Here is a 15,183-nt window from a genome sequence, read left to right as displayed (position 1 = left end):
AAAACCGAGAAACCTATGAAAACAGCTTTAAAACTGATCTTTGCGGGTGTGCTTGCTACAACTTTTGTGGGATGTACTGCACCGAATTCATTGTCTACCCAAACTGCGGCGGATGGTAGTTATAGTGTAAAAACGATTAGTAATAACCCCGTGTTAAGTACCAAAGTTGGTGTGGATCGTATCAATATGACTTATGTGGGTGACTTGAAAAAAGTATCACTTGCAATTAAAGACCGCTGGTTTGTCAGTCGCTCTTTTGAATATAAAATTGTTTGGGTAGATGCACAAGGCATGGAAATTAACCCAGAAGGTTCACGTTGGAAACCGATCCAATTGACAGGTCGTGAAGTAAAAACTGTGCAATCCGTTGCACCAAATCCATCGGCTGTCGATGTTGTTGTTTATTTGAAGAATGATTAATTAGGATAAAATTCATGAAAATTAAATTTATTGTTGCATCACTTTTTGCTGCGTCAGTGTTAACAGGTTGTGCAAGTACCAATGTTAGTTATGGCGATGCGCAAGCTGTTGAATCATTAACCAAAGATTTTGGTTCTACGGATTTACAAATGATTGCGGACAAAATGGTCGACGATATGTTGACTTTCCCTGTAGTCGTTCAGTTGACGCAAAACCGTCGTCCAGTGATGTTTGTGGATCGTATTCGCAACAAAACCCAAGAGCATATTGATACGGAATCGATCACTGATACCATTCAAAATAAATTGATCAATTCAGGTAAATTCCGTTTTGTTGATATGACTGCAGCAAATGCAATGGCTGAGCAATTGAACTACCAAAAAAATAGTGGTTTGGTGAATCAATCGACATCTGTGAAAGCAGGTGGTCATATTGGTGCTGAATATATGCTCAATGGTAATTTATCAAGCATTGTGAAAAATGCAGGTGGTAAGAGTGATGTATATTATAAATTCACTTTAAAACTTCAAAATATTCAAACAGGTATTGTTGAGTGGACCAGCGAAAAAGAAATTCGTAAGTCAGCTAAACGCTCTACTTTTGGTTTGTAATTGATAAGGTTGCAACTGCTTTGTAAAGCAGTTGCACGAGATAATCATAATGATGAAAAAAATTGTATTTTCAGCGTTGCTGGCTGTAGGTGTATGCTCATCGGCATTTGCTGCATTAAAAGAAGTGGTGAAAGAAGCATCAGGGAGTGGTGCAACACAGCATCAAGCGATTTCTGAAGCACTTTTGGTGGCAGTGCAGTCAGTGAATGGTGCAACAGTTTCGCCACGTGCAGACCTTGAAGAAACTGTGAATATGTCTATGAATGGTAATAATTGGAGCTATTCAGGTAAGGTTTCGCCTGTGTTTAGTGTGGACAGTGTTGGCTCTGGTTCAGTGACGAAGTTCCAAGTACTGAGTGTAAGTGGTTCAAAAAATAACTATCGAGCACGTGTTCGTGCGCATGTGGTTCAATATCAATCGACGGTGCAAGATCAACATTTAAGACGTATTGCAGTGCTGCCATTTCAGTTTTATGAAAAAAATAATCGCTCAGCTCAAGCGGATTCAGCAGGTGAGTTTAGCGAAGAATTGGCAGATGCGTTGGGTAATCATTTAGCGCAATCAGGTCAATTAAGTTTGTTAGATCGTCATTATATTGATGAAATGCAATATGAAAATGCATTTTTACAATGGGATGGCGCACCACATGAGATGGCACGTATTGGGCAAAAAGTTGGTGCGGACTATTTATTGGTTGGGCGTATCAATGATTTGTCTGCGGCAAGTTCACAGCAAATGTATGGTTTAAATCAAGGTGCTGAACAAGTACGCTTAACTTGGCGTGTGATTGAAGCAAATACCAGTAAAGTGATGGCATCAGGAACCTTTAACCGTGCGTTACCCAAAAACTCGGTACAAAATCTGTTAAATAATAATTTAGATAACAGCAGTGCAGAAACCTTGGCTCAAAATTTAAGTCAGGAAATTTTAGTGGGTTTAAAACTACAACCAAATGTTAACTATGGTTCGCAAGGTTCAAGCTTTACTCCAACCTATGACATGACACCAGGTTCAAGTGAAAAACCAATTAAGTGGTAAGTTTTGATTATTTACAATAAAAAACCAGTGATGCTTCACTGGTTTTTTATTTTCTAACATAAATTTAAATTAAGCATGTTGGAATTTAAGTTGACGCAATTGTTTGGCATGTTGCAAAGTTGTTTCACTGATTTCTACACCACCTGTCATACGTGCTAATTCTAAAATGCGCTGCTCTTCTTCAAGTTCGATGATGGTGCTACTTGCAGGATCAGTTTGTAATTTTTTCACCAATAAATGTTGGTCTGATTGGGCTGCAACTTGAGCTTGATGAGTAATACATAAAATTTGTACATGCTGCCCTAGACTTGCCAATAAACGCCCTACAATTTCCGCAGTACCACCACTAATACCGACATCGATTTCATCAAAAACCAAAACTTCAGACTCTGTTTTCTCAGCATTCATCACTTGCATAATCAAAGCAATACGTGACAATTCACCCCCCGAAGCCACACGTGCCAGTGGCTGTGCAGGAATACCTTTGTTGGCAGTAAAGAGGAGTTGAATAAAGCTTAGTCCTTCGCCTGAAACTTGTTCTAATGGATCAAAACGAAATTCAAAATGTGCTTCAGGTAGTGCCAGTTGTTTCACTTGTTCCGTGAGTTGTTTGGCAAGTGGAATCGCTGCTTCTCTACGAATTTGGTCTAAATGTTGTGCTTTATTTAAAAAGTCTTGGTGAGAAATCTCAACCTGTTCAGCCAAAGTTTCAGGGTCTTCAAGTTGATGGAGCTGTTGAAATTCTTGTTGCCAATCTTCATATTGTTGTTTCAACTCATCAGGTTGCGTGCGATATTTTCTTGCTAAACGATGGAAAATTTCTAATTGTGAGTTGAGTTGTTCCATGCGCTCAGGATCAAAACTTTGTCGATCAATAAATTGACGTAAGTTGGATGTCGCATCCTCTAATTCACTTTGCGCATTTAACATTGAATTATAAATTTCAGAAAGCTGCTCACTACGACCAGAATGAGATTCGATGCGACGTAAAATAGAAGACAATTCTTGGGTGATATTTTGTTCAGATTCGTCTAACACATTTAGGCTATAGCTACAGTCTTGCATGATATGCTCATGATGGCTCAAGCGGTCAAATTCTTGTTCGATCTCTTTGTAATCTGTGGCAATGACATCTTCAAGTTCTTCAAGCTGCAACTCTAAAGTTTCAATACGTTGTAAGCGAGTCACTTGTGCATCTAAAGCTGCTTGATGATTTTTGATATTTTTTTGCCATGTGCTATAAGCATCACGTACATCTTGGGCAGGACGATGAAAATCACTATAACGATCAAGCCAGTGTTTAGGATAAGGTGGTTCTAAAAGTTGTTGCTGACTGTGCTGACTATACAATTGAACCAATAAACGCCCGATCTCTTTCAACTCAGATAAACTACTTGGACGGCCATTAATCCATGCTTTACTGCGGCCTGTGGCAAAAATCACACGCCTTAAATGAATTTCACCTGATTCATCATCTAGCTCATGGGTTTTTAGCCATAAATCTTCAGGGCTATTTTCCTGATAGCTAAACACTGCAGTCACATCTGCCTTTTCAGCGCCATAACGCACATAGTTAGTATCAGTTCGTTCGCCGAGACATGCTGATAATGCATCTAAAAGTAATGACTTTCCTGCGCCTGTTTCACCTGTTAAAACATTAAAACCTTGTTCAATATCAATTGCAAGGTTATCTGCCAAAGCAAAATTAAGTAGATTTAAATGTGTCAGCATACACGCATCCAAGCTGCGAAAAGTTCAGCTCTAAGATAGTCAAGTTTTGTTTTTGTCACAAGTCTGTATAGGTTTTAAATCATGACGAATTTTGAGTATTCTAGCGCAAATCCCATGAAAAAATAGTGATTTTCTCGATAATTTAATTTTTAAAGAAATGTCTGTTTGAAGCGAAATTATTTTGCTGAAACAAGAGATTGATTAGTTTGAGCAGTACAATTAAACTAGATCGAACATCATAATTTTAATGCGCATTATCTGGAGAATACGCATGCCTACTCAGTTTGATCATGTATCAGTGATAAAAAAATCAAACGTTTATTTTGGTGGTTTATGTATTAGCCACACAGTACAGTTTGAAGATGGGACGAAAAAAACACTTGGCGTAATTTTACCGACTGAAGAAGCGCTGACTTTTGAAACGCATGTGCCTGAACGTATGGAAATTATTTCTGGTGAATGTCGTGTAAAGATTGCAGATAATGCAGAAAGTGAGTTATTCCGTGCAGGGCAGTCTTTTTATGTGCCTGGCAATAGCCGTTTCAAAATTGAAACAGATGATGTCCTCGATTATGTCTGTCATTTAGAAGGCTAAGCAAAGTTGATTCAATCGAAGATAAGCAAGGCATTTTAAGCTTAAATCGGTTAAACTAAGCACATCATGAAATCCTGTAAAGTTGGCTTTGCAGGATTTTTCTTTTCTATTCTCGGTTTTAATGATTTAGAGGTCGTTCATGGCGAAGCCCGAATATTATTATGGCGTGCATTCAGTTGAGTCATTATTGGAGTTGGAACCAGAACGTGTTTTAACCCTTTTTACCCTAAAAGGACGTGATGATCAGCGTTTGCAACATATTTTGCAAATGGCGGAACCTTTTGGCATTAGTATTCAAAAAGCCAGTCGAGATACTTTGGAGAAATTGGCAGGTTTACCATTTCATCAAGGTGTGGTGGCTGCAGTACGTCCACATCCAAGCTTAAATGAAAAAGACTTGGATCAGCTTTTGCAAAGTACTCCGCAACCGTTGTTATTGGCACTTGATCAAGTCACTGATCCACATAACTTAGGTGCATGTATCCGTACAGCAGCAGCAATGGGGGTTGCTGCGGTGATTGTGCCACGTGATCGTTCAGCAAGTTTGACCCCAACTGCACGTAAAGTTGCAGCGGGCGGGGCTGAAAAAGTGAAATTTATCCAAGTGACCAATTTGGCGCGTACTTTAGGGCAAATCAAACAAGACTTTAATGTGCGTGTGGTGGGGACAATGTTGGATGAAAAGGCAATGCCAATTCAGCAATTTGATTTTACTGGTACGCCTGTCTGTGTAGTGATGGGGGCTGAAGATACAGGCTTGCGTCCAATTACCCAATCACAATGTGATCAAACTGTATTTATTCCAATGGCTGGAAATCTACAAAGTTTGAATGTTAGTGTGGCTACAGGTATGGCTCTGTACGAAGCGTGTCGTCAACGTCAAGTTGACTAAGCGATATATCCTAATTATTGTTAAAACTCGAGAAAGATCATGATGACCTCCCGTACGCAAGGCTATGTTTTTGTAGCAATCACCATGTGTATTTGGGGAGGTTTTACAATTACATCAAGGCTGAATGCGCTATGGCATATCAGTCCTTGGGATATTACAGCATTACGCTTTAGTTTGGCATTTTGTATATTGATGCCGATTCTTATTTATAAAAAAGATACGGCTTTTTTATGGAAAAAAGAGCCTTTTATTTTGGCTATGTTAGGTGGCGTGACTTATTGCTTAACATCTTATAGCGCTTTTCACTATGTGCCTGCTGCGCATGCTGCCATTTTTCTGAACGGTTGTTTGCCTTTGTGTACAGCGTTGGCGGCGTATTTTCTCTTTAAACAGCCTTTTGATCGGCATACGTGGATCAGTTTAACGATTATGCTGACTGCAATTGCAAGCATGAGCTATTTGATGTATCAGGAAACAGGTGTTGCTTTTAGTTTTGGCGATGCTTTGTTTTTCTTGAGTGCCGTGTGGTGGGGCATATTTACCGTTCTGTTAAAACAATGGAAGTTATCTGCGTGGCATAGCATGGCAGGTGTTGCGATTTGGTCGGCACTGGTCTATGTACCGATTTATTTATTTTTTTTACCCAAGCATTTAGATCAAGCGACATTGCCACATTTGGCTATACAAACCATTTTTCATGGTGTTTTTGTGGTGATCGTGGCGACACTGGCTTATGTAGAAGCAATTAAGCGATTAGGTGCATTTCAGACAGGAAGTATTGTGACTTTAGCACCTTTTATTGCAGCAATTATTGCAGTGCCACTCTTGGATGAGCCTTTAAGTTTGGCAATTGTTTGTGGTTTGATTGGTATGGGAATTGGGGCGTTGCAACCTTGGCGTTGGTTAGGACGTAAAGACAGTTTGCAAGCGCAATTGGATCAGCAGAAGAATAAACAATAAGTGTTGATTAGAAAACTCATAAATTAAAAGCTTATGAATTTTCAATCATTTAAGCATAAAAAGCTACTCAGCCATTTTGAGATATTTTTCATGTAAGGGCTTTAAATGTGCATATAAATGGTCAAGACGTCCATCATTCAGCGCAATGTCATCAGCAAGTTTTTGTTTTTCAGAGCGTGGCATTTGTGCAGCAATGATATTTTTAATTTGCGCTACATTTTGTCCATCACGTTGTGATGCTCTGAAAATTTGTAACTCTTCAGTAGCATCAATCAAGAGTGTATGTTGAGTAAGTTCATGTTGGTTGGTTTCAAATAAAAGTGGAGAAACTAAAATTACATAAGGGCTTGTAGCAGCTTGGAGTTGTTGAATAATTGATATACGAATAGCAGGGTGGGTTATCGCTTCTAATGTATGGCGAGCCGTTGAATCTTTGAAAATATGCTCTCGTAATGCACGACGATCAAGTTCACCATTGTCTAAAAGTACCCATTCACCAAAACTTTCTGCAATTTGTGCTAATGCTGGTTGACCTTTTGCTACAATTTCTCGAGCCACAATATCTGCATCAATAACTTGAATACCTTGTGTTTCAAACCATTGTGTTGCTGCAGTTTTACCACTGCCAATTCCACCCGTTAAACCCAGCACGAACTTCATTTTTCTACCTTTTTACTGACCTAAATAGACTTTCATGATTTGCTCACCCCATAAAAAAGCAATCCAGCCAGCAATCGCAATATAAGGACCGAATGCAAAAGGCTGATTCTCTTTACGGACTTTGAGTAAAATAATTCCAATAATTGCACCAACCAAAGAAGATAAAAGCACAATGAGGGGTAATAGAAGAGGCCCCATCCATGCTCCTAGTGCAGCGAGTAATTTAAAATCACCATAGCCCATGCCTTCTTTGCCCGTGATGAGTTTAAATAGATAATAGACTATCCATAAACATAAAAAGCCTATGATATAGCCCCAAATTGCAGCATTTGCTGAAGTATAAATAGCAAAGCTATTCACACCTAAACCCAGTGCGGCAAGAGGTAGAGTAAAGCGATCAGGTAATAATTGCGTATCAAAGTCAATAAAAGTTAAAGCAATAAGTGTCCAAGTTAGAATTAAACCAAACAACATCGCAAGTGTAGGGCCGTAAACAGCCACAACCAAGAGTGAACAACAAGCTGTTAATACTTCAATAAATGGATAGCGAATACTGATTGGGTTTTGGCAAGTACCACATTTTCCTTTGAGAAATAACCAGCTCACTACAGGGATATTTTGGTACCAATGAATCGGTGATTTACATTTGGGACAAGTAGACGCAGGTGTACTTAATGTGAGCTTTTGATGGTCAATGATGGCTTGTTCAGGATGGAGCAGAAGTTGACATTCTTGTTGCCATTCTTGCTCCATCATTTTTGGTGTACGATAAATCACAACATTTAAAAAACTACCAATGCATAAACTAAGTACGCCAACAACAAAATAAAGAGCACTTGGTGTTGTGATGAAATAATTCAAAATATCAGTCATTAGACTACTGAACCCATTTGGAAAATCGGAAGGTACATTGCGATCACGAGACCACCGACAAGCACCCCCAATACCGCCATAATTAAGGGTTCCATCATGGAGGTTAAACCGTCAACGGCATTATCAACTTCATTTTCAAAATGCGTTGCGACCTTATCTAACATCGCATCTAAAGAACCTGATTCCTCACCAATTGCCACCATTTGAATCGCCATTGAGGGGAATTTATTGGTAAGACGCATGGCAAATTGTAATTGCTGACCTGTAGCCACATCATCACGAATTTTCATGACGGCTTCTTCATAAACAACATTATTGGTCGCACCTGCCGTAGACTCTAAGGCATCAATCAAGGGAACACCTGCTGCAAAAGTGGTTGCAAGTGTACGACTATAGCGTGCAATAATGGCTTTATAGACCAAGTCACCAAAAATAGGGGCTTTCAATGCCGCTTTATCTAAGAAATCACGGAATTTTTTACTGCGTTTTTTGGTTTCTAAAAAGGCTGTAATAGCTATGCCAATTCCTAGAATAAGGATAAACCAATATTCTTGCATCCACTTAGACATATTAACCACCATCTGGGTAAACGCAGGAAGGTCAGCGCCAAATGATGAGAATAGATCTTGGAAAACAGGTACAACTTTAACCATCAAAATGATAGTAACTACAATTGCAACAATAATAACAGCAATCGGATATTTCATGGCCTTTTTAATTTTTTGTTTTAAAAGCTCACTCTTTTCCTTATAGATAGCAACCCGATCTAACATTGTTTCTAAAGCACCAGATTGTTCACCTGATTCAACCAATGAGCAAAAGAGGCGATCAAAATGCTGAGGATATTTTTTTAAAGCACCTGCAAAAGTGTTACCCCCTTCAACTTCGCCTTTAATCCCTAAAACAACTTCACGCATTGCTGGGTTGTCTAAACCTTCGGCTACAATTTCAAAGCTTTGAACGAGAGGGACACCAGCTTTCATCATGGTGGCAAGCTGACGAGTAAAAATAGTAATGTCTAGAGTTGATACTTTCTTTTTCATTAAACCTTCGAGAATATTTTTCTTCTTCTCTCGAATAGTTTTAATGTTAATGCCTTGTTTTCTTAATGTGACTTTTGCTAAAGCCATATTACGCGCAGGCAATTCCCCTTTAATTTTAACGCCTTTACGATCAACCCCATCATAAATAAATGTCGGCATCATTTGCGCTTTTTTGACTGCCATAGCTCTATTTCCTTTTTGTATTTTGTTTATTCGCTTGTGACGCGATTAATTTCTTGTAGTGATGTTAGCCCATTCATAACTTTGATGAGACCTGAACGTCGCAAATTATTAAACCCCAGTTTTTCAGATGCTGCTGCAATTTCAAGTGCATTACCATCCTCCATAATAATTTTTGAAATTTCAGGTGTTACTTTCATGACTTCATAAACCCCAACTCGACCTTTATAGCCTTCACGGCATTCTGGACATCCGACAGGTTGAAAAATTTGAAAATCTGGATGGGCAATATCTTCCTCAGTAAAACCCATTTCTAATAAGCTATTTTTAGGAATTTCAATCGGTGCTTTGCAGTGTGGACATAAGCGACGTGCCAAACGCTGAGCAATAACAAGATTGACTGAGGTTGCAATATTAAAGGAAGGAACCCCCATATTTCTTAAACGTGTCAATGTCTCTGGGGCACTATTGGTGTGTAGCGTTGACATCACCATATGTCCAGTTTGTGCTGCTTTGATGGCAATTTCTGCAGTTTCTAAGTCTCGAATCTCCCCGACCATGATAATATCAGGATCCTGACGTAAAAAAGATTTTAAAGCCACAGAGAAGGTGAGACCAACTTTAGGATTGACGTTGACTTGGTTAATCCCTTCTAAGTTGATTTCCACAGGGTCTTCGGCAGTCGAAATGTTTGAACTTTCTGTATTTAGAATATTTAAGCCTGTATATAAGGAAACGGTTTTACCTGAACCTGTAGGACCCGTAATGAGTAACATGCCTTGCGGCTTCTCTAAGGCCTCCATAAACAAAGCCTTTTGCTCTTCCTCATAACCCAATGCATCAATACCTAACATTGCACTTGATGGGTCTAAAATACGCAGTACAAGCTTTTCACCAAATAAAGTAGGAAGCGAGTTGACACGAAAGTCGATGGCTTTAGTTTTAGAGAGTTTGAGCTTAATACGACCATCTTGAGGAATACGTTTTTCAGAAATGTCCATTTGTGACATGACTTTTAAGCGTGATGCCAAGCGGGTAGCAAGTTGTAGTGGGGGATTGGTAATACTTCTGAGTACACCGTCTACACGATAACGAACTCGATAAGATTTTTCATAAGGTTCAAAATGTAAGTCAGAGGCACCCATACGAATCGCATCAACAAGTAACTTGTTGATATATTTTACAATAGGTGCTTCATCTCCAGATTTATCATCTTGATCATCTGTTGAGCTTAGTTCATCTGTTGAAATAATATCAACATCCAGATCATCATCACCAAAATCAAAGCTTGTTTCTTCTGTAAAATATTTTTCTAAACATTTAACTAACTTGTTGTGTTCAACAATAACTACTTCAATATTCAAGCGGCTATTAAAACGTGCTGCATCAAGTGCTTCGATATTGGTCGGATCACTGATCGCAATATATAAAACATTACCCTGTTGAACTAAAGGTAACATTAAGTGCTTATTTAAGAGATTGCTTTCAATGACATCTTTAGGAAATTGCGCACTATCAAAGCTATCTAAGTCAAATAATGGTTCGGCAAACTCTAAAGCAATGGTTTCAGCCAGCTGTAAAGGTTTTAAATTTGCATACTCGATCAAATAAGCCACAATATTGAGCTTATTTTTCTTGGCATTGTCTAACGCAGACTGCATTTGCTGCGCAGAAAGAACACCGTCATCGACTAAGCGACGAATAAATCCCGAAAACTTCGGAGAACCTTGTTGTAACGCCATCCCCAATACACCTTTTATTTTATAATTTAAATACTTAGACTTTACAAAAAAGATCAATATCTGAAGATTTCTTATTTATGGATCTTTTATAGATATCTCTACAAGTTTGATGTACTCACCTTAATACATTCAACCCAAAGTATCCCCATACTTTGCGTTTCATTTGTAAAATGGATTTAAAGTAGCAACTAAGTATTTTGAATAATAATTATATTAACCAAAGATTGTATCAAGCTAAAGCACTTGACATACTTTTTTGCCTTTAAAATACAAATTAAGCGCATATTTATATGGTTATCGGTCATTTTGTTACAAAATTATTTATTCGGTAGCGATCTATTCTTGAAATTTGCAACTGGCGGATAAAGAAAAAAGCATAAATAATTAAAAATCCGTGTAGAATGTGCACATTTTTCGAATAAGGGTTAAGTGTATGTCGGGTTCGACGATTATTCCTTGGGTTGTCGGCAATTGGAAAATGAACCCAATGCAAGCGAATTCGCAGCAACTCATCCAAGATTTAAAGCAACAATTACAGCAAGAACCTATTTTTGAACAACAATGTCATATTGGGGTTGCACCGATTGCAATCGCCTTACTTTCTGTTCAGCAACAATTTATAGATGCACCGAGTAAAATTGTGAGTGTTGCACAAGATCTTTCACGCATGGCAGGTACTGGCGCTTATACGGGTGAAGTGAGTGCTGAGTTATTAAAAGATAGTGGCATTGACTATGTTTTAATTGGACATTCTGAGCGCCGTGAACTTTTTGGTGACACTGCTAATGTGGTACAAGAAAAAGTTAAAAATGCGTTAAATGCAGATTTAAAAATTATCTATTGCGTTGGTGAAAGTCTAGAACAACGTGAAGCAGGTCAGGCAGAACATATCGTCTTACAACAAATTTGTGATATTGCCGCACTTGTAAAAGCTGAGCAATGGCGCAATATTATTATCGCTTATGAGCCGATTTGGGCGATTGGTACAGGTAAAACAGCTTCACCTGAAGATGCTCAAGCAATGCATGCCAAAATTCGTGAGGGTTTATCACAAATTACGCCATTGGGTGCGAACATTGCAATTTTATATGGTGGTAGTGTAAAACCTGAAAATGCAGCTGAGTTGGCTGCATGTGCAGATATTAACGGCGCACTTGTGGGTGGTGCCTCTTTGAATGCTGAGTCTTTTTATCAAATTGCTCAAGCTTTCGCAAAATCAAAAGAATAGGAGTTCAGCATGCATAGTTTTGTGCTGGTAGTACATATCATTTTAGCCGTATTGATGATCGTATTGATTCTTGTACAACACGGTAAAGGTGCAGATGCAGGTGCTTCTTTTGGTGGCGGTGGTGCTGCAACAGTGTTTGGTGCATCGGGTTCAGCTAACTTTTTGACACGTTTAACTGCGATTTTGACGGCGTTGTTTTTTGTGACCAGTATTAGTCTTGCGGTATTTGCAAAAAAACAAACTTCAGATGCATATGGTTTGAAAACTGTACAAACCACATCACAGCCTGCGCCAGCCACACAGCAAAATACGGGTGAAACTTCACCAACTGCACCAAAATAAATGCAAATTTTGCAATTAAACCTTTCAATTTGCGACGCAAGCTACTAGAATGCGTCACAGCTGCGGTGGTGGTGGAATTGGTAGACACGCTACCTTGAGGTGGTAGTGCTTTCGGGCGTGGGGGTTCAAGTCCCCCCTTCCGCACCAACTTATAATCCAGAAGTTTAAGTTGGTGTATGCAGCAAAATCTGTTGATGCGGGATGGAGCAGTCTGGTAGCTCGTCGGGCTCATAACCCGAAGGTCGTTGGTTCAAATCCAGCTCCCGCTACCAATCAACTCTATTTTAGATGCAAACTAAAATAGACAATTTATGTTAAATTGAGATAAATATTTGCAATATTGATGCGGGATGGAGCAGTCTGGTAGCTCGTCGGGCTCATAACCCGAAGGTCGTTGGTTCAAATCCAGCTCCCGCTACCAATCTTAATCAACATGCAATTTGGTTAAGGCAGAAAATAAATCTACGCTTGAAGTTGTTTTGTTTTTTGTATATAATTTTGCAGCATTGATGCGGGATGGAGCAGTCTGGTAGCTCGTCGGGCTCATAACCCGAAGGTCGTTGGTTCAAATCCAGCTCCCGCTACCAAGTTTCTAAAAAGGGCTCACAGATAGGTGGGTCTTTTTGCATAGTGGGCTGAGCTTTACTGTGCGATAATAGGGGCGAATTTCGCCCTTTTTTATTGGCTATCGTGTAGTGTCGATATGAGCCGTATAGGCAAAGTTAAAGTGTCATGTTTCACTACTACTATAGTGTGTATGGGTCTGTGGTGGTCATTTCGACCATAAATCGCACAAAATGACGAGAGTAAATGAAGCTATCAAATAAAACTCAAGCACTTCAAGATTTAATCGCTCCTGCGGTGCAAGCGTGTGATGTAGAGTTGTGGGGAATTGAATTTTTGCCTCAAGGTAAACGTTCATTACTACGTATCTATATTGACAAAGAAATTGATAAAAATGCTGAACCTGTCATCAATGAAGATGGTGAGGTTGAGTTGGGTCAAGGTATTGGCGTACAAGACTGTGTGCGTGTGACTCAGCAGGTAGGTGCGATTCTTGATGTACATGATCCAATTTCGGGTGAGTATGCATTAGAAGTATCATCTCCAGGTTGGGATCGTCCTTTTTTTGAATTGAAACAAATGTCTCAATATGTCGGTCAGCAAGTTGCATTACGTTTAATTGCAGCTGTAGAAAACCGTCGTAAATTCCAAGCGAAGCTTGTCTCTGTTGATCTTGAAAATGAAATGATTCAAGTTGAAGTTGAAAAGCAGCAAGTTTTGGATATTGACAGTAATAACATCGACAAAGCCAATTTAATCTATCAAGACTAAATTAATTTTAACGAATAAGAATTTGAATAGTAGGTGACTTATGGGCCGTGAAATTCTTACCGTTGCAGAGACGGTTAGTAATGAAAAAGGTGTTAGTCGTGAAGCGATCTTTGAAGCACTTGAGCAAGCACTTGTAGCTGCAACAAAGAAAAAATTCTACGAAGGCACAAATTCTGAAGAAGCACGTTTGCGTGTAGAAATTGATCGTAAAACAGGTGAATACAGTACTTTCCGTCAATGGGAAGTAGTGGCTGATGAAGATCATGAAATGCCTGCATGCCAAGATGCGATTTCTGATGTGGATCCTGCAAAATGGTCAATCGGTGATATTCGTGAGCTCGAAGTACCTTCTATCGAGTTTGGTCGTATTGCTGCACAGATTGCAAAACAAGTGATTGTGCAAAAAATCCGTGAAGCAGAACGTGCATTGGTTGCAGACGCATACGAGTCTAAAGTTGGTGAATTGATCTACGGTGAAGTGAAAAAACAAACCAAAGACGGCTTTATCATTGACTTAGGTGACAATGCAGAAGCGTATTTAGCACGTGAAGAAATGATTCATAAAGAAATTCTTCGTCCTAAACAGCGTGTTAATGCGATTCTATATAGCGTCAACAAAGAAGGTCGTGGTGCACAATTGTTATTGTCACGTGCCAAACCTGAAATGTTGATCGCATTGATGAAAAAAGAAATTCCTGAAATTTCTGAAGAAATCATTGAGATTAAAGCAGCTGCACGCCAACCGGGTGTTCGTGCTAAAATTGCAGTGAAAACCAACGATCATCGTATTGATCCAGTCGGTGCGTGTATTGGGATGCGTGGTACACGTATTCAGGCAGTACAATCTGAGCTCAATGGTGAACGTATTGATGTGGTGGTTTGGTCTGACGATCCAGCACAGTATATCGCAAGCGCATTAGAGCCTGCGGATGTATCAGGCATCGTAATTGATGAAGAAGAACGCACAGCAGATATTATTTTTGCAACCAGTGATCAATTGGCGCGTGCAATTGGTTCACAAGGTCAAAATGTTCGTTTAGCTTCAGAACTTACAGGCTATAAGCTGAATATGATGCTTGAAGATGAGTATCGTGCTCGTCAACAAAATGAAGCACAACAATATTTAGATATGTTTGTAACACGTCTGGATATTGAAGAAGATCTTGCAATTGCATTGGTAGAAATGGGCTTTACTTCACTTGAAGAAATTGCTTATGTTCCAGCAGAAACATTTGATGAGATTGAGCTTGATGCTGAACTTGTGGAAATGTTGCAAGGTCGTGCAAAAGAGGCAGCTTTGGCAGATGCGCTGAAGCAGCAAGAAAACATTCAAGAGCCAAGTCAAGAACTTCTAGAAATGGAAGGTATGACTTCTGAAATTGCATATGCTTTAGCGGCTCGTGGTGTTATTACAGTCGATGATTTGGCTGATCAGGCAACTGACGATATCGCAGATATTGAAGGTTTAGATGCTGATAAAGCAGGTCAATTTATTATGAAAGCGCGTGAATCATGGTTTAACTAGGAGGTAA

15 protein-coding genes and 4 tRNA genes are annotated in these 15,183 nt (G+C 39.2%); 14 read left to right on the top strand and 5 right to left on the bottom strand.

All coding sequences use genetic code 11. The features are described from left to right. Positions 1-15 precede the first annotated feature (15 nt). The 3 genes from HUS24_RS09180 to HUS24_RS09170 are packed head-to-tail and all read left to right on the top strand — an operon-like array spanning position 16 to position 2,070. A complete protein-coding gene (locus HUS24_RS09180; protein ID WP_065993793.1) occupies positions 16-420 on the top strand; it encodes a YcfL family protein in 405 nt (134 codons plus the stop codon). 14 nt (positions 421-434) lie between these two features. Then, positions 435-1,031 (top strand): penicillin-binding protein activator LpoB, encoded by a 597-nt coding sequence (gene lpoB, locus HUS24_RS09175; protein WP_173911756.1) that lies wholly within the window; start codon positions 435-437, stop codon positions 1,029-1,031. 49 nt (positions 1,032-1,080) lie between these two features. Beyond that, the gene (locus HUS24_RS09170) at positions 1,081-2,070 is read left to right on the top strand and encodes a CsgG/HfaB family protein (protein ID WP_254433839.1); all 990 of its coding nucleotides are present in this window, start codon (positions 1,081-1,083) and stop codon (positions 2,068-2,070) included. Between the two features lie 69 nt (positions 2,071-2,139). Here the strand turns inward: HUS24_RS09170 and recN are convergent, their stop codons facing one another. Further along, positions 2,140-3,801, bottom strand: a complete 1,662-nt coding sequence (gene recN / locus HUS24_RS09165) for a DNA repair protein RecN (RefSeq protein ID WP_173911755.1) — start codon at positions 3,799-3,801, stop codon at positions 2,140-2,142. 271 nt (positions 3,802-4,072) lie between these two features. Between recN and HUS24_RS09160 the strand changes: the two genes are divergently transcribed. From HUS24_RS09160 to HUS24_RS09150, 3 genes are all read left to right on the top strand, one after another. Further along, positions 4,073-4,396 (top strand): pyrimidine/purine nucleoside phosphorylase, encoded by a 324-nt coding sequence (locus HUS24_RS09160; RefSeq protein WP_065993789.1) that lies wholly within the window; start codon positions 4,073-4,075, stop codon positions 4,394-4,396. A gap of 139 nt (positions 4,397-4,535) precedes the next feature. After that, the gene (rlmB, locus tag HUS24_RS09155; RefSeq protein ID WP_173911754.1) at positions 4,536-5,288 is read left to right on the top strand and encodes a 23S rRNA (guanosine(2251)-2'-O)-methyltransferase RlmB; all 753 of its coding nucleotides are present in this window, start codon (positions 4,536-4,538) and stop codon (positions 5,286-5,288) included. 39 nt (positions 5,289-5,327) lie between these two features. Further along, the gene (locus tag HUS24_RS09150) at positions 5,328-6,248 is read left to right on the top strand and encodes a DMT family transporter (protein WP_173911753.1); all 921 of its coding nucleotides are present in this window, start codon (positions 5,328-5,330) and stop codon (positions 6,246-6,248) included. Between the two features lie 63 nt (positions 6,249-6,311). Here HUS24_RS09150 and coaE read toward each other — a convergent pair whose 3' ends face one another. From coaE to pilB, 4 genes are read right to left on the bottom strand one after another with little or no spacing between them, the layout of a single operon-like run. After that, positions 6,312-6,908: a dephospho-CoA kinase gene (coaE, locus tag HUS24_RS09145; protein ID WP_173911752.1), complete on the bottom strand. Its 597-nt coding sequence runs from the start codon at positions 6,906-6,908 to the stop codon at positions 6,312-6,314. Positions 6,909-6,920: 12 nt separating this feature from the next. After that, positions 6,921-7,781 carry an A24 family peptidase gene (locus HUS24_RS09140; RefSeq protein WP_173911751.1) on the bottom strand — a complete coding sequence of 287 codons (861 nt, stop codon included), beginning with the start codon at positions 7,779-7,781 and terminating at the stop codon, positions 6,921-6,923. Beyond that, the gene (locus HUS24_RS09135; protein ID WP_173911750.1) at positions 7,781-9,007 is read right to left on the bottom strand and encodes a type II secretion system F family protein; all 1,227 of its coding nucleotides are present in this window, start codon (positions 9,005-9,007) and stop codon (positions 7,781-7,783) included. Before HUS24_RS09135 ends, HUS24_RS09140 begins: the two co-directional genes overlap by 1 nt. 26 nt (positions 9,008-9,033) lie before the next feature. After that, complete coding sequence (gene pilB, locus HUS24_RS09130) at positions 9,034-10,746, bottom strand: type IV-A pilus assembly ATPase PilB (protein WP_173911749.1); 1,713 nt, start codon at positions 10,744-10,746, stop codon at positions 9,034-9,036. 433 nt (positions 10,747-11,179) lie between these two features. Between pilB and tpiA the strand changes: the two genes are divergently transcribed. From tpiA to nusA, 8 genes are all read left to right on the top strand, one after another. Beyond that, positions 11,180-11,974 (top strand): triose-phosphate isomerase, encoded by a 795-nt coding sequence (tpiA, locus tag HUS24_RS09125; RefSeq protein WP_173911748.1) that lies wholly within the window; start codon positions 11,180-11,182, stop codon positions 11,972-11,974. Positions 11,975-11,983: 9 nt separating this feature from the next. Beyond that, positions 11,984-12,316, top strand: a complete 333-nt coding sequence (secG, locus tag HUS24_RS09120) for a preprotein translocase subunit SecG (protein WP_173911747.1) — start codon at positions 11,984-11,986, stop codon at positions 12,314-12,316. 62 nt (positions 12,317-12,378) lie between these two features. Next, positions 12,379-12,463 (top strand) — tRNA-Leu (locus tag HUS24_RS09115). A gap of 48 nt (positions 12,464-12,511) precedes the next feature. Then, positions 12,512-12,588, top strand: a tRNA-Met gene (locus HUS24_RS09110). Positions 12,589-12,660: 72 nt separating this feature from the next. Beyond that, a tRNA-Met gene (locus HUS24_RS09105) sits at positions 12,661-12,737 on the top strand. Positions 12,738-12,826: 89 nt separating this feature from the next. Continuing rightward, a tRNA-Met gene (locus tag HUS24_RS09100) sits at positions 12,827-12,903 on the top strand. Between the two features lie 223 nt (positions 12,904-13,126). Then, complete coding sequence (gene rimP, locus HUS24_RS09095) at positions 13,127-13,651, top strand: ribosome maturation factor RimP (protein ID WP_173911746.1); 525 nt, start codon at positions 13,127-13,129, stop codon at positions 13,649-13,651. A 40-nt stretch (positions 13,652-13,691) separates the two neighbouring features. Next, positions 13,692-15,176 (top strand): transcription termination factor NusA, encoded by a 1,485-nt coding sequence (nusA, locus tag HUS24_RS09090; RefSeq protein WP_173911745.1) that lies wholly within the window; start codon positions 13,692-13,694, stop codon positions 15,174-15,176. Positions 15,177-15,183 lie beyond the last annotated feature (7 nt).

The organism is Acinetobacter sp. Marseille-Q1618, from assembly GCF_902809855.1.
Lineage (GTDB): Bacteria > Pseudomonadota > Gammaproteobacteria > Pseudomonadales > Moraxellaceae > Acinetobacter.
Note: the sequence above shows the minus strand (reverse complement) of the source record. Positions and strands in the feature narration are given on the sequence as shown.

Excerpts from the sequence above, each read along its gene's own strand:
- HUS24_RS09135 (WP_173911750.1), bottom strand. The coding sequence starts at position 9,007 with ATGGCAGTCAAAAAAGCGCAAATGATGCCGACATTTATTTATGATGGG.
- nusA (WP_173911745.1), top strand. The coding sequence starts at position 13,692 with ATGGGCCGTGAAATTCTTACCGTTGCAGAGACGGTTAGTAATGAAAAA.
- HUS24_RS09180 (WP_065993793.1), top strand. The coding sequence starts at position 16 with ATGAAAACAGCTTTAAAACTGATCTTTGCGGGTGTGCTTGCTACAACT.
- coaE (WP_173911752.1), bottom strand. The coding sequence starts at position 6,908 with ATGAAGTTCGTGCTGGGTTTAACGGGTGGAATTGGCAGTGGTAAAACT.
- HUS24_RS09140 (WP_173911751.1), bottom strand. The coding sequence starts at position 7,781 with ATGACTGATATTTTGAATTATTTCATCACAACACCAAGTGCTCTTTAT.
- pilB (WP_173911749.1), bottom strand. The coding sequence starts at position 10,746 with ATGGCGTTACAACAAGGTTCTCCGAAGTTTTCGGGATTTATTCGTCGC.
- secG (WP_173911747.1), top strand. The coding sequence starts at position 11,984 with ATGCATAGTTTTGTGCTGGTAGTACATATCATTTTAGCCGTATTGATG.
- rimP (WP_173911746.1), top strand. The coding sequence starts at position 13,127 with ATGAAGCTATCAAATAAAACTCAAGCACTTCAAGATTTAATCGCTCCT.
- HUS24_RS09150 (WP_173911753.1), top strand. The coding sequence starts at position 5,328 with ATGATGACCTCCCGTACGCAAGGCTATGTTTTTGTAGCAATCACCATG.
- HUS24_RS09160 (WP_065993789.1), top strand. The coding sequence starts at position 4,073 with ATGCCTACTCAGTTTGATCATGTATCAGTGATAAAAAAATCAAACGTT.
- tpiA (WP_173911748.1), top strand. The coding sequence starts at position 11,180 with ATGTCGGGTTCGACGATTATTCCTTGGGTTGTCGGCAATTGGAAAATG.
- recN (WP_173911755.1), bottom strand. The coding sequence starts at position 3,801 with ATGCTGACACATTTAAATCTACTTAATTTTGCTTTGGCAGATAACCTT.
- lpoB (WP_173911756.1), top strand. The coding sequence starts at position 435 with ATGAAAATTAAATTTATTGTTGCATCACTTTTTGCTGCGTCAGTGTTA.
- HUS24_RS09170 (WP_254433839.1), top strand. The coding sequence starts at position 1,081 with ATGATGAAAAAAATTGTATTTTCAGCGTTGCTGGCTGTAGGTGTATGC.
- rlmB (WP_173911754.1), top strand. The coding sequence starts at position 4,536 with ATGGCGAAGCCCGAATATTATTATGGCGTGCATTCAGTTGAGTCATTA.